Genomic DNA, 20,352 nt, shown 5'->3' on the forward strand with positions numbered 1-20,352 from the left:
ATTATGGATAATAAAAACATCGCGGAAACGAACTGTCCGGTGGAAACCATGCTGAAAACCGGCGCCGTAAGGGCAGTTGAAAACCGCAGCTATCTCATCGAGGCCGAGGGCTTGCTGCGGAGAGCCGTACGGGCGGTCGGCTGCCTGATAGAGCCTGAAATCAACGATACGGTAATGATCTGTATCGATACCGGGGGGACATGGTACATTCTGTCTGTTCTGTGCAGGGAATCAGCGGAGCCGGTTACCGTGCCGTTCGAGCATGGTGTTTCCGTCAGGGTCGATGAAGGCGCGTTCGCTGTCGAAACACCCGATATGAATGTCGCCGTGGGCGGAAAACTGTCCATTACGGGCAGGACACTGGTAAGCTGTATGGATACTGTCAGGCTTGCGGCGCGGTGTGTCGATACCATGGCAGACCGTCTGGTTCAGAGAATCAGCCGCTGTTATCGTACGGTTGATGAATTTGAGGAAAGCAGGATAGGAAGGCTTCGTCTGCTCGTCCGGGGGAAATTCTTCCTCGCTTCGAAAGATACGCATATCAGAGCGGAAGAAGTTGTTAAAGTCAATGGAGAAAAGATACTGTTAGGATGAGGAGCATACTGTATGATGGCTATGACCAATCAGGCGGGTGGTAAATGTTTTGCCATTCCCGATGTCTGTAAAGTCCCGGCTCCGCCTGCCGGACCGGTTCCAATGCCGTTCCCGAATATGGCTATGACGGAGACCGCCGATCCGAGTACCTGCGCCCAGATGGTAAAAATAGAGATGATGAATGCAATGACTTTAAAGACGAAATGGAAGATGAGCCAGGGCGATGAGGCGGGAGTCGCCGGAGGAGTCGTCTCAAACAAGAACATGGGCGAAGTCTGTTTCACCATGGGGAGCGTAATGGTAAAAATCGAAGGGTCCCCCGCGGTGTTCATGGGTTGCCCGACCGCCCATAACGGAACGCCGCCCAATGCGATGGGCGCGGCGCTTCAGGCGGGTCAGCAGAAAGTTCAGATTATGATGTGAATAATGATGGTGAACGATTATAATGGAGGTTCGTGAATTTCGACTATATACCGGGGGAATAAACCATGAAAAAAATCTGGGTGACAGCGCTCGATAAAGATGCACAATCAGTGCAGAAGATCCTCGGAACGATCCGTCAGTACGGGCTTGACGGCAACGGCCATTTCTGGCAGGACGATATCAAAAATCTTGCCTGGCTCGGGCCGAAAGAGGCGCTTGCCGACAGGGAAACATCGCTCTGGGTCATTCTGTGTTCTCTGAAGAGCCTTGAATCGGAATCGGTACGGTACGGGCTTTCACTTCTGGCCATTACCGTTCAGGCGGTGCGAGGGATCGGTTTCCCGATACTGTTTGCGGTAACCGATGGCGCTCTCGAAATCGATAAACTGCCGACTCCCCTTCGCGGGGCTGACAGCATAGCATTCTCCAGCCCTTCACTCGGGGCGAAGATTGTGGCAAAAGCCAACACGCCGGTACCGAAAATCAGTACGGATTACCGTATCGACATCCATGCGAATCCGAATTACGGGATATGGTTCGAGGTCGGCCCGGCCGGAACTGCCGTATGGAAGGGAGCGCTCATCGGCGTTTCGGGAGGGGACATCAATTTCCACGGTGTCGGAGCGGCCGGTACCCTGCCCGAGAAATCGGTGCTTGAGTATCCCATGGAGGGTCTGAAACTTCAGCTTGGCGAAAAAGACTACAGCGCATGGGCTGTACAGAATACAATAGACGCCGGACATTCATACTATGTCCGTATCCATGACATGCCGTCCGGCATCGTTTTCGGACCGTATGCCCCGGATGATGAAGCGTCTGTCAGTGTAATCTCTCTCAGGTAACCGGTATGGAGTGCATGCGGACACATACGCTTGAAATTGAAAACGACCTCTCGGAACTGCACCGGATACATGACTGTCTGGAGCGTCTGGGAGAAGAATGGAACATACCACCGAAGCCGGTTTTCGATATCGCTCTTACGGTTGAAGAACTGGTATCCAATGTTATTAATTACGGGTATGAGGATACCGGTAACCTCATTGTGCTCAGATTCAGCCTGGATGGTGATGTATTAAGCGTGCTGATCGAGGATGAGGGGAAGGCATTCAATCCCCTCGATATGCCTTCTCCCGATATACATGCACCGGTCGAGGAACGAAAAATAGGCGGGCTGGGGATTCATCTGGCGAAAACGCTCATGGATTCTTTCTCGTATGAACGTAATGGCGACAGGAACCGTGTTACGGTCACAAGACGGATATCCCGAATCAAATAAACGTGAAAGGAACATTCTGATGGATATTAAGGAAGAAAGAAAAGGGCAGGTTGTCGTTCTTACAATTAACGGAAGACTCGATTCGACAAACGCTTCTCAACTCGATAAAAAAATTGAGGGATTGATCGACAGAAAAGAAAAGCAGATTCTTCTCGACTGTTCTCAGCTCGGCTACGTCAGCAGTTCGGGATTGCGGGTTTTCCTGACGGGGTTGAAAAAAATGAATGCGATTCACGGGAAATTTCTTATCTGTTCCCTTCAGGGGCCGATCAGTGAAGTATTTGACATTTCGGGATTCTCGGGAATTTTTTCAATCTATGACTCGCAGGCGAAAGCGCTGAGCGCATTCTGATATGCCGGTTTATGGCTCATTTCCTTCACTCGCAGCGGCAGTTTACTCAAAGCGCACCTTGAGTATGGAAAAATCGTCCGCCAGGGTTTCACCCGCGTTCATGTCTTTGATATAGAGCAGGAGCGCATCGATTTCAGAACCCTTCCCGGTCGGCGGATCGACGAGAAATGCCTTCAATTCATCGAGACTCCACAGCGTCCCATCCTGTTTCTGAACTTCGTATACACCATCTGAAAAAACATACAGTGTCGAAGGACGGTCGATTTTTACCGTTCTGCTCGTATAGGACGAACCCGGCAATCCGCCGATGAGAAGATTTTTGGTCATCAGCTCGGAGAACCTGTCCGGCCCGGAAATGAGCAGCCCGGGGGGATGTCCGGCTGTCGAGTATCGGAGCTCATTCGTCCTTATATTCACCACGCCGTACCAGATCGTGAAATAGAGGTTATTGTGCGACTCCATCTGAAACGAATCGTTGAGACCGGAAAGAACCTGCTCCGGTACAATAAAGTCGGTATTCGGAAGCGTTTGTGACCGCAGCGTATTGAGAGCAGACACCGAGAGCAACGCGGAACCCACTCCATGGTCGCATACATCGAGCAGGTAGACCGCAAAATGATCCTCGTCGATCCAGTGGTATCCGAAGGAATCCCCTCCAAGCTGCGCCGACGGCACAAAACGCCACTCGGTCATGATGGGCGGTTCGGTTATCGGCGGGGGCAGAAGCGACATCACATGTTCCGCCGCTTTTACAAGCTCGGAAGCCAGTTCCTGCTGGCTTTTAAGCAGCGCTTCATAGGCCTCGTTCCGCTGCAGCAGGTTGATGTATGCTTTAGAATGGTAGCGTATTCTGGCGATCAGCTCAATCCTGTCCGGCAGTTTGACGAGGTAATCGTTCGCTCCCACCGCAAACGCATCGGCTTTGGTGCCCGCCTCTTCTTTCGAGGACAAAACGATGAGGGGTACATCCTTGAGCTGTGGATGAACCCTGAAGAATTTCACGAGGGTCAGTCCGTCGATATCCGGCATGACAAGGTCCTGAAGGATGATCGTCGGCGACACTTCGACTGCCATCTCGATCGCTTTGGTGGGGTCCTGGCAGTAATGGAACGATATGTCCTTCTCGGACGAAAGCATGCGTTCGACAGCGGCGGCAACAATGGTCTGGTCATCGATCAGAAGGACGGTGATTTCGTAATCGGTCAGCCGTGATGATAACGAGGGGGAGGGGTTAACGGGCATATCGGCTATTCCTTTACTTTCATATAACGTACAATCGATTCCGTGATGGTGTCAATGGGCAGAATTTCCACAGCCGCTTTTATCTCCGCAGCGGCTTTCGGCATACCGTAAACTATAGAGGTTTTCATATCCTGTGCGATAGTGTGCCATCCTTTTTCGCGCAGCTCCAAAAGCCCCCGGGCGCCGTCTTTTCCTATTCCGGTCAGTAAAAGTGCGATACCTCTCTGCGGCCAGCAGGCGGCGAGACTGCTGAAAAACGTATCGACCGACGGTCGGTAGGGATAGTTCCGGGGCTCGGAAGTATAATGAAACGACATATCCTCTCCAACGATGAGGTGATCGTTGGTTTTCGCGATGTACACAGTATTTTCCGCCGGGCGGTCGCCCTCGCGCGCGACTGTTACGGTGAGTGCTGTCTGTTCATTCAGCCATTCGGCCAGCCCTGATGCGAATTGTACATCCACATGCTGGACGATAACGATCGATGCTCCCAATTGCCGGGGCATGGACGAAAGAATGATCGACAGAGCTCTGGGTCCGCCGGTGGAACTGCCGATCGCCACGAGGGACGGTTGGGTTTTGGGGGTTTTTTTTGCCACGGGTGCCCGAGCGGGTATCGTATCGTTTTTACCGATGAGTTTACCAATGGTCGCAATTTTCCGCAGCAGTTCATCGGCGCCCTGTATCGAGCCGTCGCCGCCCATGACAGGCGTTCCCGCAGCATCGAGCGCCCCGTGACCCATAGCCTCGAACACTTTGGATGCGTTTCCGCTTACCGTCGCCGTCACCACGAGGATTGCGCAGGGTGTATTCTTCATTATCGTACTGGTAGCCTGAACACCGTCCATAACGGGCATGATCAAATCCATGAGAATCAGGTCGGGAGTATCTTCGGCGCATTTTTTCACCGCTTCAGCCCCATCAATGGCAATCCATGATATTTCGTAAGACGGGACAGATGAAATGACTCTACGGAGTATTTCAACCGCCAGCATCAGATCGTTGACAATGGCAATACGCATTATCTTACCGCTCTCCTGACATGGATTATTCATGAAAATATTTTTACCACAAAGACACAAATAGATATAATGGATTGTTTATACTATTATTAGCAGTTATTAATCGTTAACGTCCCAAATGATATAAATAAAAAACAAATCCGTGAAAATCCGCGTTTAGTCAAATTCATTGAATAGATCGGGCTAAGAGGTCGTTGACCGCATCGAACAGACGGTCGTCATGAAAACTTGCCTTTGTCAGATAGTAGTCCGCGCCGGCATCGAGGCCCTTCATTCTGTCCTCTTCACGATCCTTGTACGAGATAATGATGATCGGGATTCTGCTGAAATCCGGATTGTTTTTGATTCTGCCGATAAGCTCCAGTCCATTCATGCGGGGCATGTCAATATCCGTTATCACAAGGTCGAACGCTTCGCGCTTGAGCAGCGTGTTCCATGCGTCCATTCCATCGACAGCGGCGGAAACCTCGTATCCCCTGCTCTGCAGCATCTTGCGCTCCGCTTCCCGCACGGTGATGGAATCGTCCACGACAAGAATCTTTTTCTTTACCGACTGGTTGACTTTCCCATTGCCGATTTTCTCCGGTTTGCCGTGAGTAACGAACTCATCGATAGACCGGACAAGGTCATCGGCATCCATGATCAGCACCGGTGAACCATCCTCGAGAATAGCGCCGGAACTGATCGTCGGTATCTTCCCGAGTCGTGCATCGAGGGGTCTGACAACCAGCTCGGCCTGACCGAGAAAACGGTCGACCACAAAGCCATATCGGTTTAACCGGTCGCTGATAATGGCAATAGGGAGCGAATCCGGCGTGTTGTCCCCTTGAGGAAGCCGCAGAATCTGCCGTGCATTGACGATTCCGATGTTTTCACCCTCGAAAATGCATATCGGCCGGTCTTCGACCGTTTTCAGCTCCTTTGCGGAAAAATCGATGACATGTTCGATACGGGTAAGCGGGAGAGCATACGTTTCGCCGGCAATGTCCATCAGGAGAGCTCTGACGACCGAGAGCGTTATGGGAAGATGGAGATGAAACGTCGTCCCCCGTCCGGGTTCCGATTCGATCCGTATCGAGCCGCTGACCGAGTGAAGCATCGATAAAACAACATCGAGCCCGATACCTCTTCCCGAAACTTCAGTCACCTTTTCGTGCGTGGTGAAGCCGGGAAGAAACAGAAATTCAAAGAGCTCGTCGCGGGTGAGGTTTTTAGCCATTTCATCGCTGACATGCCCGTCCCGAACCACTTTTTTCCGTAATTTCTCCGGATCGATCCCCATGCCGTCATCCTGTATGATGATATTGAGCATTCCGAACATGTGACGGGCTTCGATACGAAGCGTACCTTCCGGTTTTTTCCCGGCCGCGGCCCGTACATCAGGAGTCTCGATACCGTGATCGACAGCGTTTCGCAGAATATGGGTGAGCGGCGATTCGAGTTTTTCCAGAATATCCCTGTCCACAGGAGTAGACCCGCCCTGAATGACAAGGTTGACTTTTTTACCGAGCCGTCTGGAAAGATCGCGAACCATTCTGGGGAAACCAAGAAGCCCGTCGGAAAAAGGAGTCATTCGGCTCGATATTACCTCCGAATACAATTGATCAGTAAGATTTTCAATGCGTCGCGAGAAAATCTCGTACTCTTCCATATGCTGGTAGAGAATTTCACGGCTCTGCTCCAGAAGCCGGAACGTTTCATAGTTTTTTTCATAGACCTCTTCGAGCCCGGCGGTATTCTTGACTGTCACGAGAAGGGTTTCGAACGAGCTGGCAACCTCCATGTACAGGTGTTTCAATGTGAGCAGTGATGCGGAAAACGGTTTCGCCAGTTTCGCCTGGATAAGGCACTCGCCGGTGAGTCCGAGAATCCGGTTAAGGGTGTCGGCAAGCACGCGGACAAAGGTTTCTTCCCTCGGGGCGGCTTCTTTTTTCGGCAAGGCAGAGACAAGCTGTCTCGCTTCCAGGAGTGAGGATTCGAACGGTTTCCCCGTCAGGACATCGATCAGCGAACGGGTCAGCGATTTTACCCTGTCGGATTGCGTGGACAGGGAACTGTGGATTTCCGAAGGGGTGAGCGAGGACATCCGGGAAAATATATCGTTGCTCCGAAGCAGCAGGTCAATATGCTCCGAATGCAGGATCAGGTTCCCGTGCTGGGCAGCGGACAGTACATCTTCCATAGCGTGGGCGAGCGAAACCTCGAGGTTAAGGTTCACAATCCGTGCCGCGCCTTTTATCGAATGAGCCGCCCGCATGAGAGGTTCGATTTTTTCAGGGGTCTGGTTCTTTTCGAGCTCGACAAGGCCGCTTTCGAGAATCCGCGAGTGGGTCTCCACCTCGACACGGAAGAGCTGGAGCATGGATTCATCGGAGAATTCCCTGCTCTGCTTCGGTGCGGCTTCAGGTTCGACGGCCGGTTGTTCCGGTTTTGGTTCGGTCTGCTTTTGAGCCTGCGGTTCCGGGGAAAGCATTGTCCGGAGCTTCACCGAAAGATTTTGTATTGTCTGCTCTTCACCCGAAAGCTGCGCCGACATCCCCGCGACCGGAGAGGAACTCAGGCGAAGGAAAATATCATTGCATTTCAGGAGCACATCGATGTGGTCTGAAGTAAGGTGTAGAGTCCCGTGCTGCGCTGCCGACAGCATGTCTTCCATGGCATGGGCGAGAGAAACGGCGAGGTCAAGCCCGACTATCCGGGCTGCTCCCTTGATAGAGTGTGCCGCCCGCATGAGCGGCTCGGTTTTCTCGGGCGACTGATCCCTTTCGAGATCGACCAGGCCGACTTCCAGCCTTTTAGCGCCGGTTTCCAGCTCAGTCCTGAACAGATCCAGCAGAGACAGGTCTGCCGGTTCACCCTGATTCGCGTTGATCAACGGATTATACTCTCCTGTAACGAATCGAAGAATCTGTCCTCATCGAGCAGCCCCACAGTCCTTTCATCGATGGTGAAAAGCCCCCCGGTAAGGCCGTGGGATGATTTCGATATGGTAGCAGGTGTTTTCGTGAGATCATCGGGAGTTATTCGTCTGACTCCCAGTACTTCATTGACGGAGAAGACAAACCGCTCGCCATTTTTTTCCACTACAGCCATCCGTTTCATAACATTCTCTGTGGAATGCGCGCCATCTCCGGCCGGTATACCGAGGATAGTTTCAATCGAAACACAGGGTATCAGCTCGCCATTGATATTAACCAGCCCTCTGAATATCGAATTCGTGCGAAAGGGAACTGAATGAACGGGTCGGGTGTTATTCACTTCCTCGAAATAGGCGATTCTCAGGGCAAGCCATTCATCGCTGATCCTGAATACGACGACGGAATCGGTTCCCGGTATCTCGGTTCTCTTTTTCCGGGAGAGAATCTCGGTTCGTTCTTTCAGGTACTCCGGGGGTATTTCACGGTCGAAAAGGCTCTTCCCGTACCGTGCATATATCGGGCAGGCGCGGCAGTGTGACAATTCATCCAGTTTCGTGCATGTCTTGTTGCCATAAACGCCTGTCTCTTCCCAGCACAGTTCACTCGCATTTTTACTGATAGTGGCGGGAACGGTGTCGTTCGGACTTGAGTTCGTATATGGAGCGGAATGCGCTATTATCTTTTTGGCAGGAATTTTTTTGTCGGATGTGCTTTGAACCTTGGTTGTTCCGGTCGTTGTTTTCAGATGTTTTTTCTCGGCAGCCGGTTTCTTGGCAGGTATTGTTTTTTGAAGGGCGAACGATCTCGAATGATGCACTGACTCATAGCCGGTATCCTTATAGAGAAACAGCTCGGCGCTCCCGACGAAGAGCAGACCGCCCGGAAGAAGGAGACGGTTTATGGTCGCAAGCACTGTTTCCCGCGCTTTATCCGTGAGATAAATCATGAAATTCCTGCAGAATATTATCTCGTACGGCCTGTTGCCTGCAAGATAATCCGGGTGAACAAGATTGTCACGGTGGAAGCGCACAAGCCCCGTAATCGAGTCATCGAGTTTATACTTCTGATCGATCCTGCCGAAGTAACGGTCGCGAAAATCCTCTGTTTTACCGCGGAATGACTCTCTGCCGTAGAGACCGCCCGCCGCTTTTTCCAGTCCCTCTTTGCTGATGTCGACCGCATCGATGGTGAATGCATCCCCGGACAGGCCTGCATCGATGAGGGTCATGGCTATCGAATATGGTTCCTCTCCGGTGGAACAGGCGGCCGAAAGTATCCGCAGTACCTTTCCCTGCCGTGCGGGCAGCCAGTTCTCACGGACATGGTTGCTGAGGTAACGGAAGGGTTCCGCGTCGCGGAAGAACCATGTCTCATGGACAACCGCCTGCTCGATCAGACGGTCGAGTTCTTCCGGTGATGTGTCGAGGATTTCCCTGTACCGGAGAGCGGAAGTGATACCGAGACGCTTCATCTCGTCGGAAACCACACGATCCATGAATTTTTCGCCGAGCGATTCTATATTCAGCCCGATAGTGTCCTGAAGCAGTTTCTCGATTACCATGAACTCCATGGTTTGCTCCGACAGATTATGATAGTATATAATGCAATAAAACAGCCCTCATATTCCCCGGGGGCCGTTTTCCGGTTCAAGCCGGCTGTACTGTGCTATTTATTTACAAACAGTATCTGCTGAAGGGATTCCGGTAACAGTTTCATCGGATCGATCAGTTGAATCATACCGTCGGTATCGGTGGTAATCGTGCCGAGATATGGTGTATTGTCCGATTCGACGCCGGGAGAATGAAAATCAGCTTCGGAAAACATCATCGTATCGGTGACTTTTTCAGCAAGAAGGCCGAGAATATGAAGCTCCTTATCTGAACCCGTGCAATAGACCAGTATGATCCGGGTGCTGAGGAGAGGCTTTGACCGGGAGCCGGCAAGGAGCACAGTCAGATCGATCACCGGCACTATCGAGCCGCGATACTTGAACAGTCCTGCAATATAGTCCGGCGAGCGGGGGATTTTTTTGAAACGGACCATCGATACGACTTCGATAATCTGACGAACATCGATGCCGTATCGTTCTTTTTCGCATGTGAACATGAGTAGAAGCATAGCATGTCATTCGTGCCGGTTTCTCAGTCGTTTTGCGAGAAACGTGACACCTCCTGTAAATTCTCCACAGCTTCGGTCAACTGATCGGTTACTTCTTTAAATTCGATGAGCGAATCACGAACCTGGATGGCTGTAATATTAAGCTGCTGCATCGCATCGCTGATCTGTCCGGCGCTGTTGGATTGCGATTGCATGCCCTGGTTAAGCGACTCGAATTGTGGTACGAATTCACGCGAATGCTCGATAATGGTTCCCAGTTCCTCGCTTATCCGCGCGGTCTTCTCGGAACTTTCCTTCGCAAGTGTATGGTAGTTTTCGACACTGGCGACGCCGTCTTTCATGGCATTTTCCATCTCCAGTATCATTGCCTCGATATTAAGGGCCGCCACTGCGGTCTGGTCTGCGAGGCGACGGATTTCGGATGCCACCACCAGGAATCCTGCTCCGTATTCGCCTGCATTTACGGCTTCTATGGAAGCATTGAGGGAGAGCAGGTTCGTCTGGTCGGCAACATTGGTTATCGTGGTAATAACCCCGGTGATAGTCGCGGCTTTTTCACTGATCATTTTCAGTTTGTCGTTCAAATCGGATGATGCAACGAGGAGCGTCCGCATGGTCGTTCGGATGTTATCCAGCCCCTGAATACCGGAATTTGCAAGTGTGGCTGACTCCACAGACATTTTGGTGACCTGGTTCATGGTCGAGGCGAGGTCTTTGACATTGGAGCAGATGTGGGTGCTGGTCGAACGGACATGGGTGGTCGATGCGGCCTGTTCGGCGGCGATTGTTTCGAGCTGCCGCATGGAAGTGACAATCCTGGACTTTGATTCGGAGACCTTGTCGCTTGCGGTGCGCAGACGAGTGATGATTGCATCCAGATTGGAGATCATGGTGGTAATTGCCTGAAACAGCACCGTTACCTCGTTCCGGTTCTTTCCGGTCGAACTGCCGGCGCTCTTACCGCTTCCGATTCCCATGCGATAAGCGCTTTCGAGGCTTGTTTTTGCTTCCTTGAGATTTCCGGACGCTATCGATTCAGCTGCATGCGTGATAACGCCGAGCGGACGTGTAATACCCCGTGAAACAAGAAATGCAATTCCCCACGACACACTCAGCGCAATGATGATGAGGAGATAGGCAAGCAGCCTGCTCCGCTCGTTTGTGGCAATTTTCTTTTCGAGCAGAATATCGAGCTCGTGAATTGCAACCTGATTGAATGCCGAGCTCGTGTCGAGCATCTTTTCGCCGAGACTCGTGAACTCGACAACAGTATCCGGGGGATGTTCTTCGCTTACAAGGTTTTTCAACAGCGAGGTGAATCCGCTGACTGCGGAATCATAGTTTTCAAAAACAGGAGGAAGATTATTCTGCAGAGACTGGCTCTTGCCATAAAAATATTCGTCTTCCTGCAGGGCGAAGGAGAGATTTTGCCGGAGGAACCGCATATAGTAGTTTTCCGTAATATCAATGAATTCGGCGAATGTTATTCTGTCCTCCTGGGTCAGTCTGCCGGATTCGAGAGCTTTCATGCCATACAGCAGCATTTCACTGCACCGTTCCTGCATCTGGGGGATACCCACAAAAACATTGTAGATAAGGTGGTAGGTATCCATGTCGGGGTCACGAACAAGATTTGATGTATTTGCAACGTGGCTTGTCAGGGTTGTGATGCCTTTGCTGAGCTCAGTGTGTGCGGTGTCAATCTGCTCGGGTGACATGGCTTTCCAGTTTGCCTGAAGCGATTGCCATCTGGCGAAGAGTTCTCCGGGGTAATACTGCCCCATATCGATCTTTGACAGGCTTTGTCTGTCTATCTGGAGGGCTTTCTCATACTTCGTGGTTTTTACAAGAAGGTCGGAGAACGCGGTATCGATTTCCTGTGCTGCGAGCTCACAATTGTTCTGCTGAGCCATATCGCCGGATACGGAAAAATGGATATATCGGCGGTGTTCGGGCACCATCTCCGTGAGTTTCGCGAGCGGTTTTGATACCTCGCTGCCCATCAGTTCCCGCCGGGCGAAACGAATGGTGTTGTTGAAACCCGAAGTGACGAAATAAAAGAGAATTGAGAGCGGCAGAATATAGGTAAGGCTGCTGATTAACAGCTTGTGGGAAATCGGCAGATTGTTCAGATAGTTTTTCATATACTCATACACGCATACACGTGACGGGGAATAGTGCGATCACTGTTCTGTTATTCCATGATCCTGAATCGGGAGACTTCGTTCTGGAGTCCCTGAACAGCCTCATTCAACTGGTCTGTCGCCAGTTTGAATTCATGGAGCGATTCCTTTGTCTGTTCGGCGGTTTCCGAAAGTTGAACGATGGCTTCGCTGATCTGATGAGCGCCGTCTTCCTGCCCGTGCATTCCTTCTTTTGCAGCTTCGAAATCCGGAACCAGAGCCCTCACCTGTTCGATGATACCGCCGAATTGCTCGCCGATGGATTCCAGCTCGTGCACGCCTTCACGGACTTCATCGGTGAACTTGTCCATTTCCATCACCCCCGAAGATACAGAGGACTGCATCTCCTTCACCATGTATTCGATATCCCCTGTGGCAATGGATGTCTGGTCTGCAAGGCGGCTGATCTCCTGGGCGACAACTGAAAATCCTTTACCGTATTCTCCCGCTTTTTCTGCTTCGATGGCAGCGTTGAGAGAAAGGAGATGGGTCTGGTCGGAGATTTTGCTGATGGTTATTCCTATGCTCGAAATTTTCTTCGTTTTTTCATTGATTATCGCCAGCTTTGAGGAAATTTTGCTGGTTGCATCGACAAGACGGTTCATGACCGTCTCCATGTTATTCAGATTGGATCGTCCGCTGTCGGCTCTGGTCGCCGTATTGTCGACCGTTTCGCTTACTTTGTCCATGGTATTAGCCAGTTCGACAGCGGTCGAGGCAATTTCTTTGCTTGTGACCGAGACTTCTTTGGATGATGCCGCCTGTTCGGAAACTGTGGCCTGAAGTTGTTTGATCGATGCCGAAATCTCGGTGGCGGATGTCGTTACCTGAATACCCGAGCGATGTACCTGGCCGATCAGGGAATTGAGGCTTTCCGCCATAGTACCGAAGGCTTCGAGCAGCTGTACGGTTTCATCGTGGTTCTGTATAAAATGTTCTTTTTGTTTTTTCCGGCCCGATTTCATTGAAACGTCCGTCAATTCTTTTCTGGCGCCCGATACATCACCGGCGGCGATCTTTTTCGCCACCCTGGTAATGAGATCGAGCGGTTTGACCATACGATTGCCCATATAGTTGGCAAAGATAGTTGCAATTACTATGATTATGAATCCGCCGATAATCAAATGGAACAACAGTCTCGATGTAGCCTTGTCTATCTCATATTTTGCCTGTTGGTAGTCTTCCTCATAAATACCCGCGCCGATTACCCAGTCCCATGGTTTGAAATATACAATTGCAGCGATTTTATTCCGAACTGTATCCTCGCCGACGTTTTTCCATGGATATTTTTCGTACGCAACCTCGCCTTTTCCTAATGGAAGCGCTTTTTTGATGATGGATTGAACAAAGTAGTTTCCCTCTGAATCGACAGCATCCCAGATATTTTCCTTGTCACGTTCGCCATCTTTTGAGATTATGTACGAACCCCTGTTTCCCCCGGTTCCCTGGAGAACCCAGACATATCCGGTTTTGCCGACAACGATATTCATGATGGCTGTCCGGAGCGATGTAACGGATTCCAGTTTTTCCCCGACATACAGCATGCCGATGATTGTATCGTTTTTGTCCTGTATCGGCTCGTACGATGCGATATACCATGCGTTTACCACATAGGCAAGACCTCGATACGTTTCCCCTTTCAGCACTTTCTCGATGACCGGGTTGACGGCACCGTTCGGATTGACTGCGGGGATATACGTGCCGGTGGCTCTGGTGTTATCGAGATTCTCGACATTCGTGGCGATTCTCAGCATATCGCCGCGATCATTCATCCGCTGAAATATCGTGCATGTTCCCCCAACGAGTTTTTTTACCTCATCCACAACCGGTGTCGCTGTCGAAAAATCACGGCTCTTTCCGAACCATGTCCGTCCGATATTCATCCTGGGCAGCTTGAGTCGCTGCAATGCATTATTATACTGGTTGATCACTTCCCATTCGACAGTTTCCGATCCGATGTTTATGAACCCGTTTTGTTTGATGATCTCCCGCGCAACATTGAGGTCGTTATCGATTTTTATCTGAACAAGATCGTTTGTAACCTCACACAGACCACTGACATCTTTGGCAATCTGGGCAATATTCAACCTGCTGATTTTATCGAGCTCGTCTTCCGCCTTTTTCTTCGTTATTCCCTGGAATTTCACAATCAGGATATACATAATCATCACAGGAATAATCACGGAGAGTATTACCAGACCGATGATCTTTTTTCGCATGGTAAGGTTCATCGTAAAATCCTTTGCTGACGGTTACTCTGCCAGTTTTTCCTTCGTCATTTGAATGAGTTTATTGCAGCAGCCGGTGACTTCGAAGACCATGTTTTCAAGGTTGTCGCCTTTAACAACGATCGTCGGGGCTTTATCGTGATCGGGACAGCGGAAATCCCCGACACGCCTGTCGATGAATTCAGCGATTTTTTTCCGGGTAGCCTCATCGATTTTGTTCGGGTCTCCGGCTCTTCCGTCAAATACCATGCCGAGTTCCATAGTTTTGTCCTTATAGATTATTTACAACTGTTTATTTTTATCACAGAAGGTAACCGATTCGCCCCCTCTGTGTCCCTTCCGATACTTTCTCACAAGATAGTATTAAACAGTTGAAAAAAGGCTAAGTCAAGATATATCTTCGTTAAAATAGCCGCCCTTTATAAAAACAAGCCTTTTGGGAAACCATTGTATACCGTAAAACCGGCTGTGACCTGTACCAGCTTTTTGTACCACTCCCAAGCCACTCCCCGGGCCGGTGAGGCGTTCCTTTATAATGTCCGGGCACCTGAAGACATCGGTGAGAGAATCCGGCTGCGAGAAGGAAACACATCGCTTCCGGCGCAATCAATTCCCGGTTATGGACATGTATGAACACTACTTGCTCTGAATTTATAAGAAAATGGTGGGGATATGGTTGGGGATAAAACATTTTAAGCATAAAAATGGGGTTGAGAATAGTTTCTAACCCCTTATTTTCATTATGGTAGCGGGGAGCGGATTCGAACCGCTGACCTTTGGGTTATGAGCCCAACGAGCTACCAGACTGCTCCACCCCGCGACACAATTTCAGACTGATAGTATACAGAATAAAAGAATCTTTGTCAAGCAATGATTCTTCCTGTATAAAACCATAAAGAGAACTATACAAGAGCATGATTCACTGTGTTTTCAGGCATGGTATCCGGATTCGGGGGCACAGGGTCAGTCATGCCGTTATACCGGGCATTACGGGATGTACCATCCTTTGAACACAGTGCATCAGTGATCGCAGATATTATCCCCGCCTTCCAGCTGACCCGTCGCACACATCGAAGCGAGAACTTCGGGCGGTTTCAATGGCGCTCCGACAACCACGGAGATATTATTCTCCGCAAAAAGACTCTGAGCTCTCGAACCCATGCCGCCCGCAATGATATGTGTAACCCCGAGAGAGTGCAGCCACGCGGGAAGCACTCCGGGTTCATGAGGAGGTGGAATGAGGTTTTCACGGCTGATGACGGTTCCGTTGTCATCGACTATCATAACTGCAAACCGGTCGCAGTGACCGAAATGCATCGCCAGACTGTTTTCCGTAAGCGGAACGGCAATTTTCATCGAATAACTCCCTTCCTGACTGTTTTCAACGTATGAGGTTTTGTACGGTTTTTCCTAAGACATGAATGCCTGTATGACGGTTTGAAACGCCTTGGATGCCTTGGATTCGGTGTTTTTGAGAATGAACGGGGTACCGTCATCGCACGATGAGACAATGACAGGATCGATCGGGATTCTTCCGAGGAATGGCACGTTCATTTCCCGTGCGAGCGCTTCGCCGCCCCCGGTGTTGAATATATCGACACTGTTGCCGCAGTGAGGACACACGAATCCGCTCATGTTCTCGATAATTCCCTTCACGGGGAGATTGACCTTACGGCAGAAGGTTATGCTCTTGCGCACATCCTCGATTGAAACCTGCTGGGGAGTCGTGACTATGACCGCTGTTGCCTTTGGAGCGGTGAGCTGTGCGATGCTGAGCGGCTCATCTCCGGTGCCCGGCGGCGAGTCGATGACGAGGTAATCGAGCGTTCCCCACTCCACATCGGCAATAAACTGCTGTATCACGCTGTATTTCAACGGACCGCGCCATATGACCGCATCACCGCGGTCCTGAAGCAGGAATCCTATAGACATGACCTTTAGATTCACCGTAAACTCAACAGGGAGCATGGAATTTTCGCTGTATAAAATGGGCGATCCCGAAAGACCCATCATGGACGGTATACTGGGCCCATGAATATCGACATCAAGGAGACCGACTTGTTTCCCCGCGCGGGCAAGTTCTGTTGCGATATTGACGGCAACGGTGCTTTTTCCAACTCCCCCTTTTCCAGAGAGAATGAGAAGAATGTGGTGTATGGATGCAAGCCTTTTGCTGATTTTTTTGTCGGTCTCTTCCTGTGAAGAGTTTGCGGGACTGTTCATGCTGTTTTCTCCATAAGTGGAAATGCTGCGATGGGATAATTGACAAATACATATTTCATTAACGGGCGTGTGAAAATGATATTTTCTCACCGCCTTTTTGTTCATTCATTTGATCTGGCACCGGTGTTATGAAGCATTATCCTGTTTTTCAGGCAGGGACGAGAGTTTTTCATGTACCTTTTGCCACAAGGCACGCACATCCTGTGTGACAGGGGAATCGGTGAATTCGACCACACACGATCCCTGAACCATGGAATCTGTTACCGCACGGTCATATCTGATGGTTCCGAGCACATCGATCCCCCTGCTCTGTACCTTTTCAGAAATGACGCGGGTCATATCCCCGTTCAGGTCCCACTTGTTGATGGTTACCGCCAGGGGAATACCGAAATGTCCGGCAAGCTCGATAACCCGCTCAAGATCATGAAGACCCGATTTTGTCGGCTCGGTTACCGCCAGAACCATGTCTGCTCCTGTGATTGAGGCTATGACAGGGCATCCTATGCCGGGTGAGCCGTCCACGATGATCGTATCGAGACGATCCCGCGCGGCGATATTCCGCGCTTCGTTACGGATGATGGTGACCAGTTTCCCGGAATTTTCTCCTCCGGCATGGAGCTTTGCGTGTACCAGCGTTCCATGACGGGTATCCGAAATGAACCACTGTCCGTTGACTGTCGGAGTGAACTCAATAGCCCCTTCAGCGCAGAAATGGGCGCAAACTCCGCATCCCTCGCAGGCAAGTGGATCGACCCGGAATGTTTTTGGGAATGTGCCGTTTCCGGGCCCGTCTAAGAAAATAGCGTCGAATCGGCACAGTTCTTCGCATTTACCACATGCCGTACAGTGCCCCGGTTTGATCCGGGCGGTTTTCCCGCCGACAAAGTCATTTCGATGGAGTACTTTCGGATTGAGCACTATATATAAATCGGCGGCGTCCACATCACAATCAGCAAGCACTTCCCGTTTCGCCAGTGCGGCAAACGAGGCGACCACCGAGGTCTTGCCAGTCCCACCCTTGCCGCTAATGACCACAAGTTCTTTCACGTTTCCTTATCCTCAACTTAAATAGGGATTTTCGTTTCTCAGCCAAGACAAGTTCGGTATAACGCCGTTCGATTGTCAGAAGCTTGAGCGTTCTGCTGAATTTTTACATGTAATGTTATTGATAACCGCGTTTCCCGAGCAGCCTGGCGGTTTCCTCGTCCACTTTGTCTTGCCAGCCGTTGCGAGTCGTTTCTATTCTATCAAACTTGGCCGTGTATGGCTTGATATCAAGGAGTGGCGTGCCGTCCAGGATGTCTACGCTATCAAGATGAAGCACGTTACCTTCGCGGCGTATTAATTCGACAATGCTCAGCCCTATGGTATTGGGGCGGCAAGGCGCTCGCGTCGCGAACACGCCTCGCTCAACATCCTGGAGAAACGGCTTCACCAGAAGCCTGGTGGGTCCTGCTTGGTGGAAGTGGCAGATGAGATAGATATGTGAAAAACCATCCAGATCGCGGAGACCGTCGACAAACTCTGGGAATAACACTGCCATGCCCTTACAGCCCTTCGCGTATGCTGGCTGGATGGGTGTCCGTTCCGTGGCGACATGCTCGCTGTGGATAACACCGATGGGTTTGTAGGTAATAATGGTTTCGCTCATGCCCAATGCCCCTCTCCATCCGCCGAGATTGAAAACGTAATTTTTTTTGGCATTTTTCTCAATTGTACAACTCCATTACATTGCGAGGCTCCACAATGAGGTGGTCTGCGAGCACTTTCATATCCGCTTCATCCCAGAAGGAAAGTTTGCTGTGGGTTTCCATGTATTTTAATGGAATGGGATGAGTCCCGATAACCACCGGCAGACCATAGCGCGTTTCGATAAATGCCTTGAATTGACAGATGTAGGGACAGGGGGGATAGCCCACCACCAGACCGGTAGCAAGGTGGACGACGTCGCACCCGTTCTTCACAAACTCCGCGGGAACATATTCTACGTTTCCCCCCGGGCAGCCGCCGCAGCTCGAATAACCGATAATCTCCACTGGCTCGTCTGCGGCGTACCGGGAAAAGCCGCCATGACGCTCGCGCAGCGCCCGGAAACATTTGCCGCCGCCGCAGTCCCGATAACGGGCGCAGATGATGATTCCTATTCTTATCATTTCAGACCCTTCTCAATTACACAATTTTTTCCGCTCCGCTGTACACTTCATCAATCAAGAGCACCGCCGCGGCATGCACGGGATACTTGGGATCGAGACAGTCCTTCAGGAACTCACGGATTTCTCCGCTCTCCTGATATTCGATCATTCCTTTCATCTGGTAGGCCTTTTTCTCTTTCGTGATGAACAGGAGGGACCCCCGGCTTCCAGCGCGGATGTTCTCGCGGGTCTTGTTAAAATAGTTATCGGCGATAGCTATCCGATCATCGCCGTGAAGGAATACGCAGGTGACATAAATGGAATTGGGGTTCCCGTTCCGGTCCACGGTGGTGAATATGGCCGGTCCCTCACGGTTTTCCCAGGCTTTTGTTATCATTTCCGGCAATGAGGTCATGTTGAGATTCCTTTTTATACAGCTTACGTTGATTGCCGTCACATGGCTTCACGCTCTATTGCTTCCCAGGTGATGCGAAATGTTTCGCCATAGAGCGGTAAAAGCGTATCGAGCAGTTCTCCACGAGAATATGCTTCCGCTACCCGTCGGTCATCGGGGATTCTCCCCATGATCTGGATGGCGTGTTTCTTGCAGTACTTCTCCGTGTCTTGTGTCCCGATATCTGCACGGTTGATGAAGACCCCAAACGGAATCCGGAGCTCACGTACTGCATCCACCGCGAGCCTGAGGTCATTAAGGCCGAACGGGGTTGGCTCGGTGACCAGAAGAACGTAATCCGCGCCTCGTATTGAAGTGACCATCGGGCATGAAGTACCGGGAGGGCAGTCAAGAATCGTAATCCCCTCCCCGGGAATGCGCATTTTTACCTTACGGATGAGCGGAGGAGAAAGCACCTGACCGACCTGCAATTTGCCGTGCATGAATCGAATACCGTTTCTCTTGCCGGTCTCGATGATACCTATCTCCCGTTCCGCCTCCGTGATCGCGCCCGATGGGCAGACAAGGACACATCCGCCGCAGGCATGACACATCTCGGGGAATACGAGCGGTTTGTCCATGATCAGGATCACGGCGTTATACTGGCAGATTTCCTGGCATTTCCCGCAGGAGATGCAGCGTTCCTGGTCAACAACGGGATAAGGCATGGTTGCCTTGACCGTCTCCTGCATCACCGGTCGAAGGAATAGATGGCCGTTCGGTTCCTCTACATCGCAATCCACGTAGGCAACCGCAACACCCGTTTCGGCAAGCACGGCGGCCAGACCTACCGCCACCGTGGTCTTGCCGGTGCCACCCTTGCCGCTCGCTATCGCAATATGCTTTACTATGATTCACTCCCGGGATAAAAAACACCCCTGTTTTTGATAGTTCATCGACAGTGCTGTGCCATGAACAGGTTTTGTGGTTTTTACCAAGTTGCATTCATTGAAGTAATAAACTGTGCAATAAACCCTGAAATAAATTCAGGGTGACGTAAACTCCGTCATGCTGAACTTGCTTCAGCATCTTTTTAAATTACTGCGAATACCTGTTCGAATGCAACTAGGTATTGGATCACCCGGGCAGGACCGGCATTTTTATTCCTGAGCCATTACCCTGCCCGGATGGTGTCGTAACCGAACTGTATCAGTCTTTCTGTTCCTTTTCAGATCGGAAGAGCACAC

At 50.8% G+C, this 20,352-nt stretch carries 20 protein-coding genes and 1 tRNA gene; 5 read left to right on the forward strand and 16 right to left on the reverse strand.

From position 1 onward, the window contains the following. Positions 1-3: 3 nt before the first annotated feature. The 5 genes from LLG96_00635 to LLG96_00655 all read left to right on the forward strand — a co-directional run bounded on the left by LLG96_00635 (position 4) and on the right by LLG96_00655 (position 2,645). On the forward strand, positions 4-594 hold the full coding sequence (locus LLG96_00635; protein MCE5248703.1) for a DUF3540 domain-containing protein: 591 nt from the start codon (positions 4-6) through the stop codon (positions 592-594). A gap of 12 nt (positions 595-606) precedes the next feature. Further along, entirely contained in the window at positions 607-1,017 is a 411-nt protein-coding gene (locus LLG96_00640) for a DUF4150 domain-containing protein (protein ID MCE5248704.1), read from the forward strand. A 65-nt stretch (positions 1,018-1,082) separates the two neighbouring features. After that, the gene (locus LLG96_00645; protein MCE5248705.1) at positions 1,083-1,859 is read left to right on the forward strand and encodes a hypothetical protein; all 777 of its coding nucleotides are present in this window, start codon (positions 1,083-1,085) and stop codon (positions 1,857-1,859) included. Positions 1,860-1,873: 14 nt separating this feature from the next. After that, positions 1,874-2,293, forward strand: coding sequence for an ATP-binding protein (locus tag LLG96_00650; protein MCE5248706.1), 420 nt, complete (start codon positions 1,874-1,876; stop codon positions 2,291-2,293). 19 nt (positions 2,294-2,312) lie between these two features. After that, positions 2,313-2,645, forward strand: a complete 333-nt coding sequence (locus LLG96_00655; GenBank protein ID MCE5248707.1) for an STAS domain-containing protein — start codon at positions 2,313-2,315, stop codon at positions 2,643-2,645. 42 nt (positions 2,646-2,687) lie between these two features. Here LLG96_00655 and LLG96_00660 read toward each other — a convergent pair whose 3' ends face one another. The 16 genes from LLG96_00660 to LLG96_00735 form a co-directional block, all read right to left on the reverse strand. Next, positions 2,688-3,887 (reverse strand): fused response regulator/phosphatase, encoded by a 1,200-nt coding sequence (locus LLG96_00660; protein ID MCE5248708.1) that lies wholly within the window; start codon positions 3,885-3,887, stop codon positions 2,688-2,690. A 5-nt stretch (positions 3,888-3,892) separates the two neighbouring features. After that, positions 3,893-4,909 carry a chemotaxis response regulator protein-glutamate methylesterase gene (locus tag LLG96_00665; protein MCE5248709.1) on the reverse strand — a complete coding sequence of 339 codons (1,017 nt, stop codon included), beginning with the start codon at positions 4,907-4,909 and terminating at the stop codon, positions 3,893-3,895. A gap of 166 nt (positions 4,910-5,075) precedes the next feature. Further along, a complete protein-coding gene (locus tag LLG96_00670) occupies positions 5,076-7,784 on the reverse strand; it encodes a hybrid sensor histidine kinase/response regulator (GenBank protein MCE5248710.1) in 2,709 nt (902 codons plus the stop codon). Next, complete coding sequence (locus LLG96_00675; GenBank protein ID MCE5248711.1) at positions 7,781-9,397, reverse strand: chemotaxis protein CheW; 1,617 nt, start codon at positions 9,395-9,397, stop codon at positions 7,781-7,783. Before LLG96_00675 ends, LLG96_00670 begins: the two co-directional genes overlap by 4 nt. A 95-nt stretch (positions 9,398-9,492) precedes the next feature. Then, positions 9,493-9,945, reverse strand: coding sequence for a chemotaxis protein CheW (locus tag LLG96_00680; protein MCE5248712.1), 453 nt, complete (start codon positions 9,943-9,945; stop codon positions 9,493-9,495). 23 nt (positions 9,946-9,968) lie between these two features. Then, positions 9,969-12,089: a methyl-accepting chemotaxis protein gene (locus tag LLG96_00685; GenBank protein ID MCE5248713.1), complete on the reverse strand. Its 2,121-nt coding sequence runs from the start codon at positions 12,087-12,089 to the stop codon at positions 9,969-9,971. Between the two features lie 50 nt (positions 12,090-12,139). Beyond that, positions 12,140-14,359: a methyl-accepting chemotaxis protein gene (locus LLG96_00690; GenBank protein ID MCE5248714.1), complete on the reverse strand. Its 2,220-nt coding sequence runs from the start codon at positions 14,357-14,359 to the stop codon at positions 12,140-12,142. Positions 14,360-14,380: 21 nt separating this feature from the next. Then, entirely contained in the window at positions 14,381-14,617 is a 237-nt protein-coding gene (locus LLG96_00695) for a hypothetical protein (GenBank protein MCE5248715.1), read from the reverse strand. A 482-nt stretch (positions 14,618-15,099) separates the two neighbouring features. Continuing rightward, positions 15,100-15,176: transfer RNA gene (locus tag LLG96_00700), tRNA-Met, on the reverse strand. Between the two features lie 200 nt (positions 15,177-15,376). Further along, positions 15,377-15,712: an ATPase gene (locus LLG96_00705; protein ID MCE5248716.1), complete on the reverse strand. Its 336-nt coding sequence runs from the start codon at positions 15,710-15,712 to the stop codon at positions 15,377-15,379. 54 nt (positions 15,713-15,766) lie between these two features. Beyond that, positions 15,767-16,579, reverse strand: coding sequence for an Mrp/NBP35 family ATP-binding protein (locus tag LLG96_00710; GenBank protein ID MCE5248717.1), 813 nt, complete (start codon positions 16,577-16,579; stop codon positions 15,767-15,769). Positions 16,580-16,705: 126 nt separating this feature from the next. Continuing rightward, a complete protein-coding gene (locus tag LLG96_00715) occupies positions 16,706-17,626 on the reverse strand; it encodes an ATP-binding protein (protein MCE5248718.1) in 921 nt (306 codons plus the stop codon). A gap of 115 nt (positions 17,627-17,741) precedes the next feature. Then, positions 17,742-18,230 (reverse strand): tRNA (N6-threonylcarbamoyladenosine(37)-N6)-methyltransferase TrmO, encoded by a 489-nt coding sequence (gene tsaA / locus LLG96_00720; GenBank protein ID MCE5248719.1) that lies wholly within the window; start codon positions 18,228-18,230, stop codon positions 17,742-17,744. Between the two features lie 58 nt (positions 18,231-18,288). After that, positions 18,289-18,732, reverse strand: coding sequence for a CGGC domain-containing protein (locus LLG96_00725; protein MCE5248720.1), 444 nt, complete (start codon positions 18,730-18,732; stop codon positions 18,289-18,291). A gap of 16 nt (positions 18,733-18,748) precedes the next feature. Then, the gene (locus tag LLG96_00730) at positions 18,749-19,126 is read right to left on the reverse strand and encodes a pyridoxamine 5'-phosphate oxidase family protein (protein ID MCE5248721.1); all 378 of its coding nucleotides are present in this window, start codon (positions 19,124-19,126) and stop codon (positions 18,749-18,751) included. A 38-nt stretch (positions 19,127-19,164) separates the two neighbouring features. Then, entirely contained in the window at positions 19,165-20,016 is an 852-nt protein-coding gene (locus LLG96_00735; GenBank protein ID MCE5248722.1) for an ATP-binding protein, read from the reverse strand. Between the last annotated feature and the right edge of the window lie 336 nt (positions 20,017-20,352).

Source organism: bacterium (genome assembly GCA_021372535.1).
Classification (GTDB): Bacteria; Latescibacterota; Latescibacteria; order Latescibacterales; family Latescibacteraceae; genus JAFGMP01.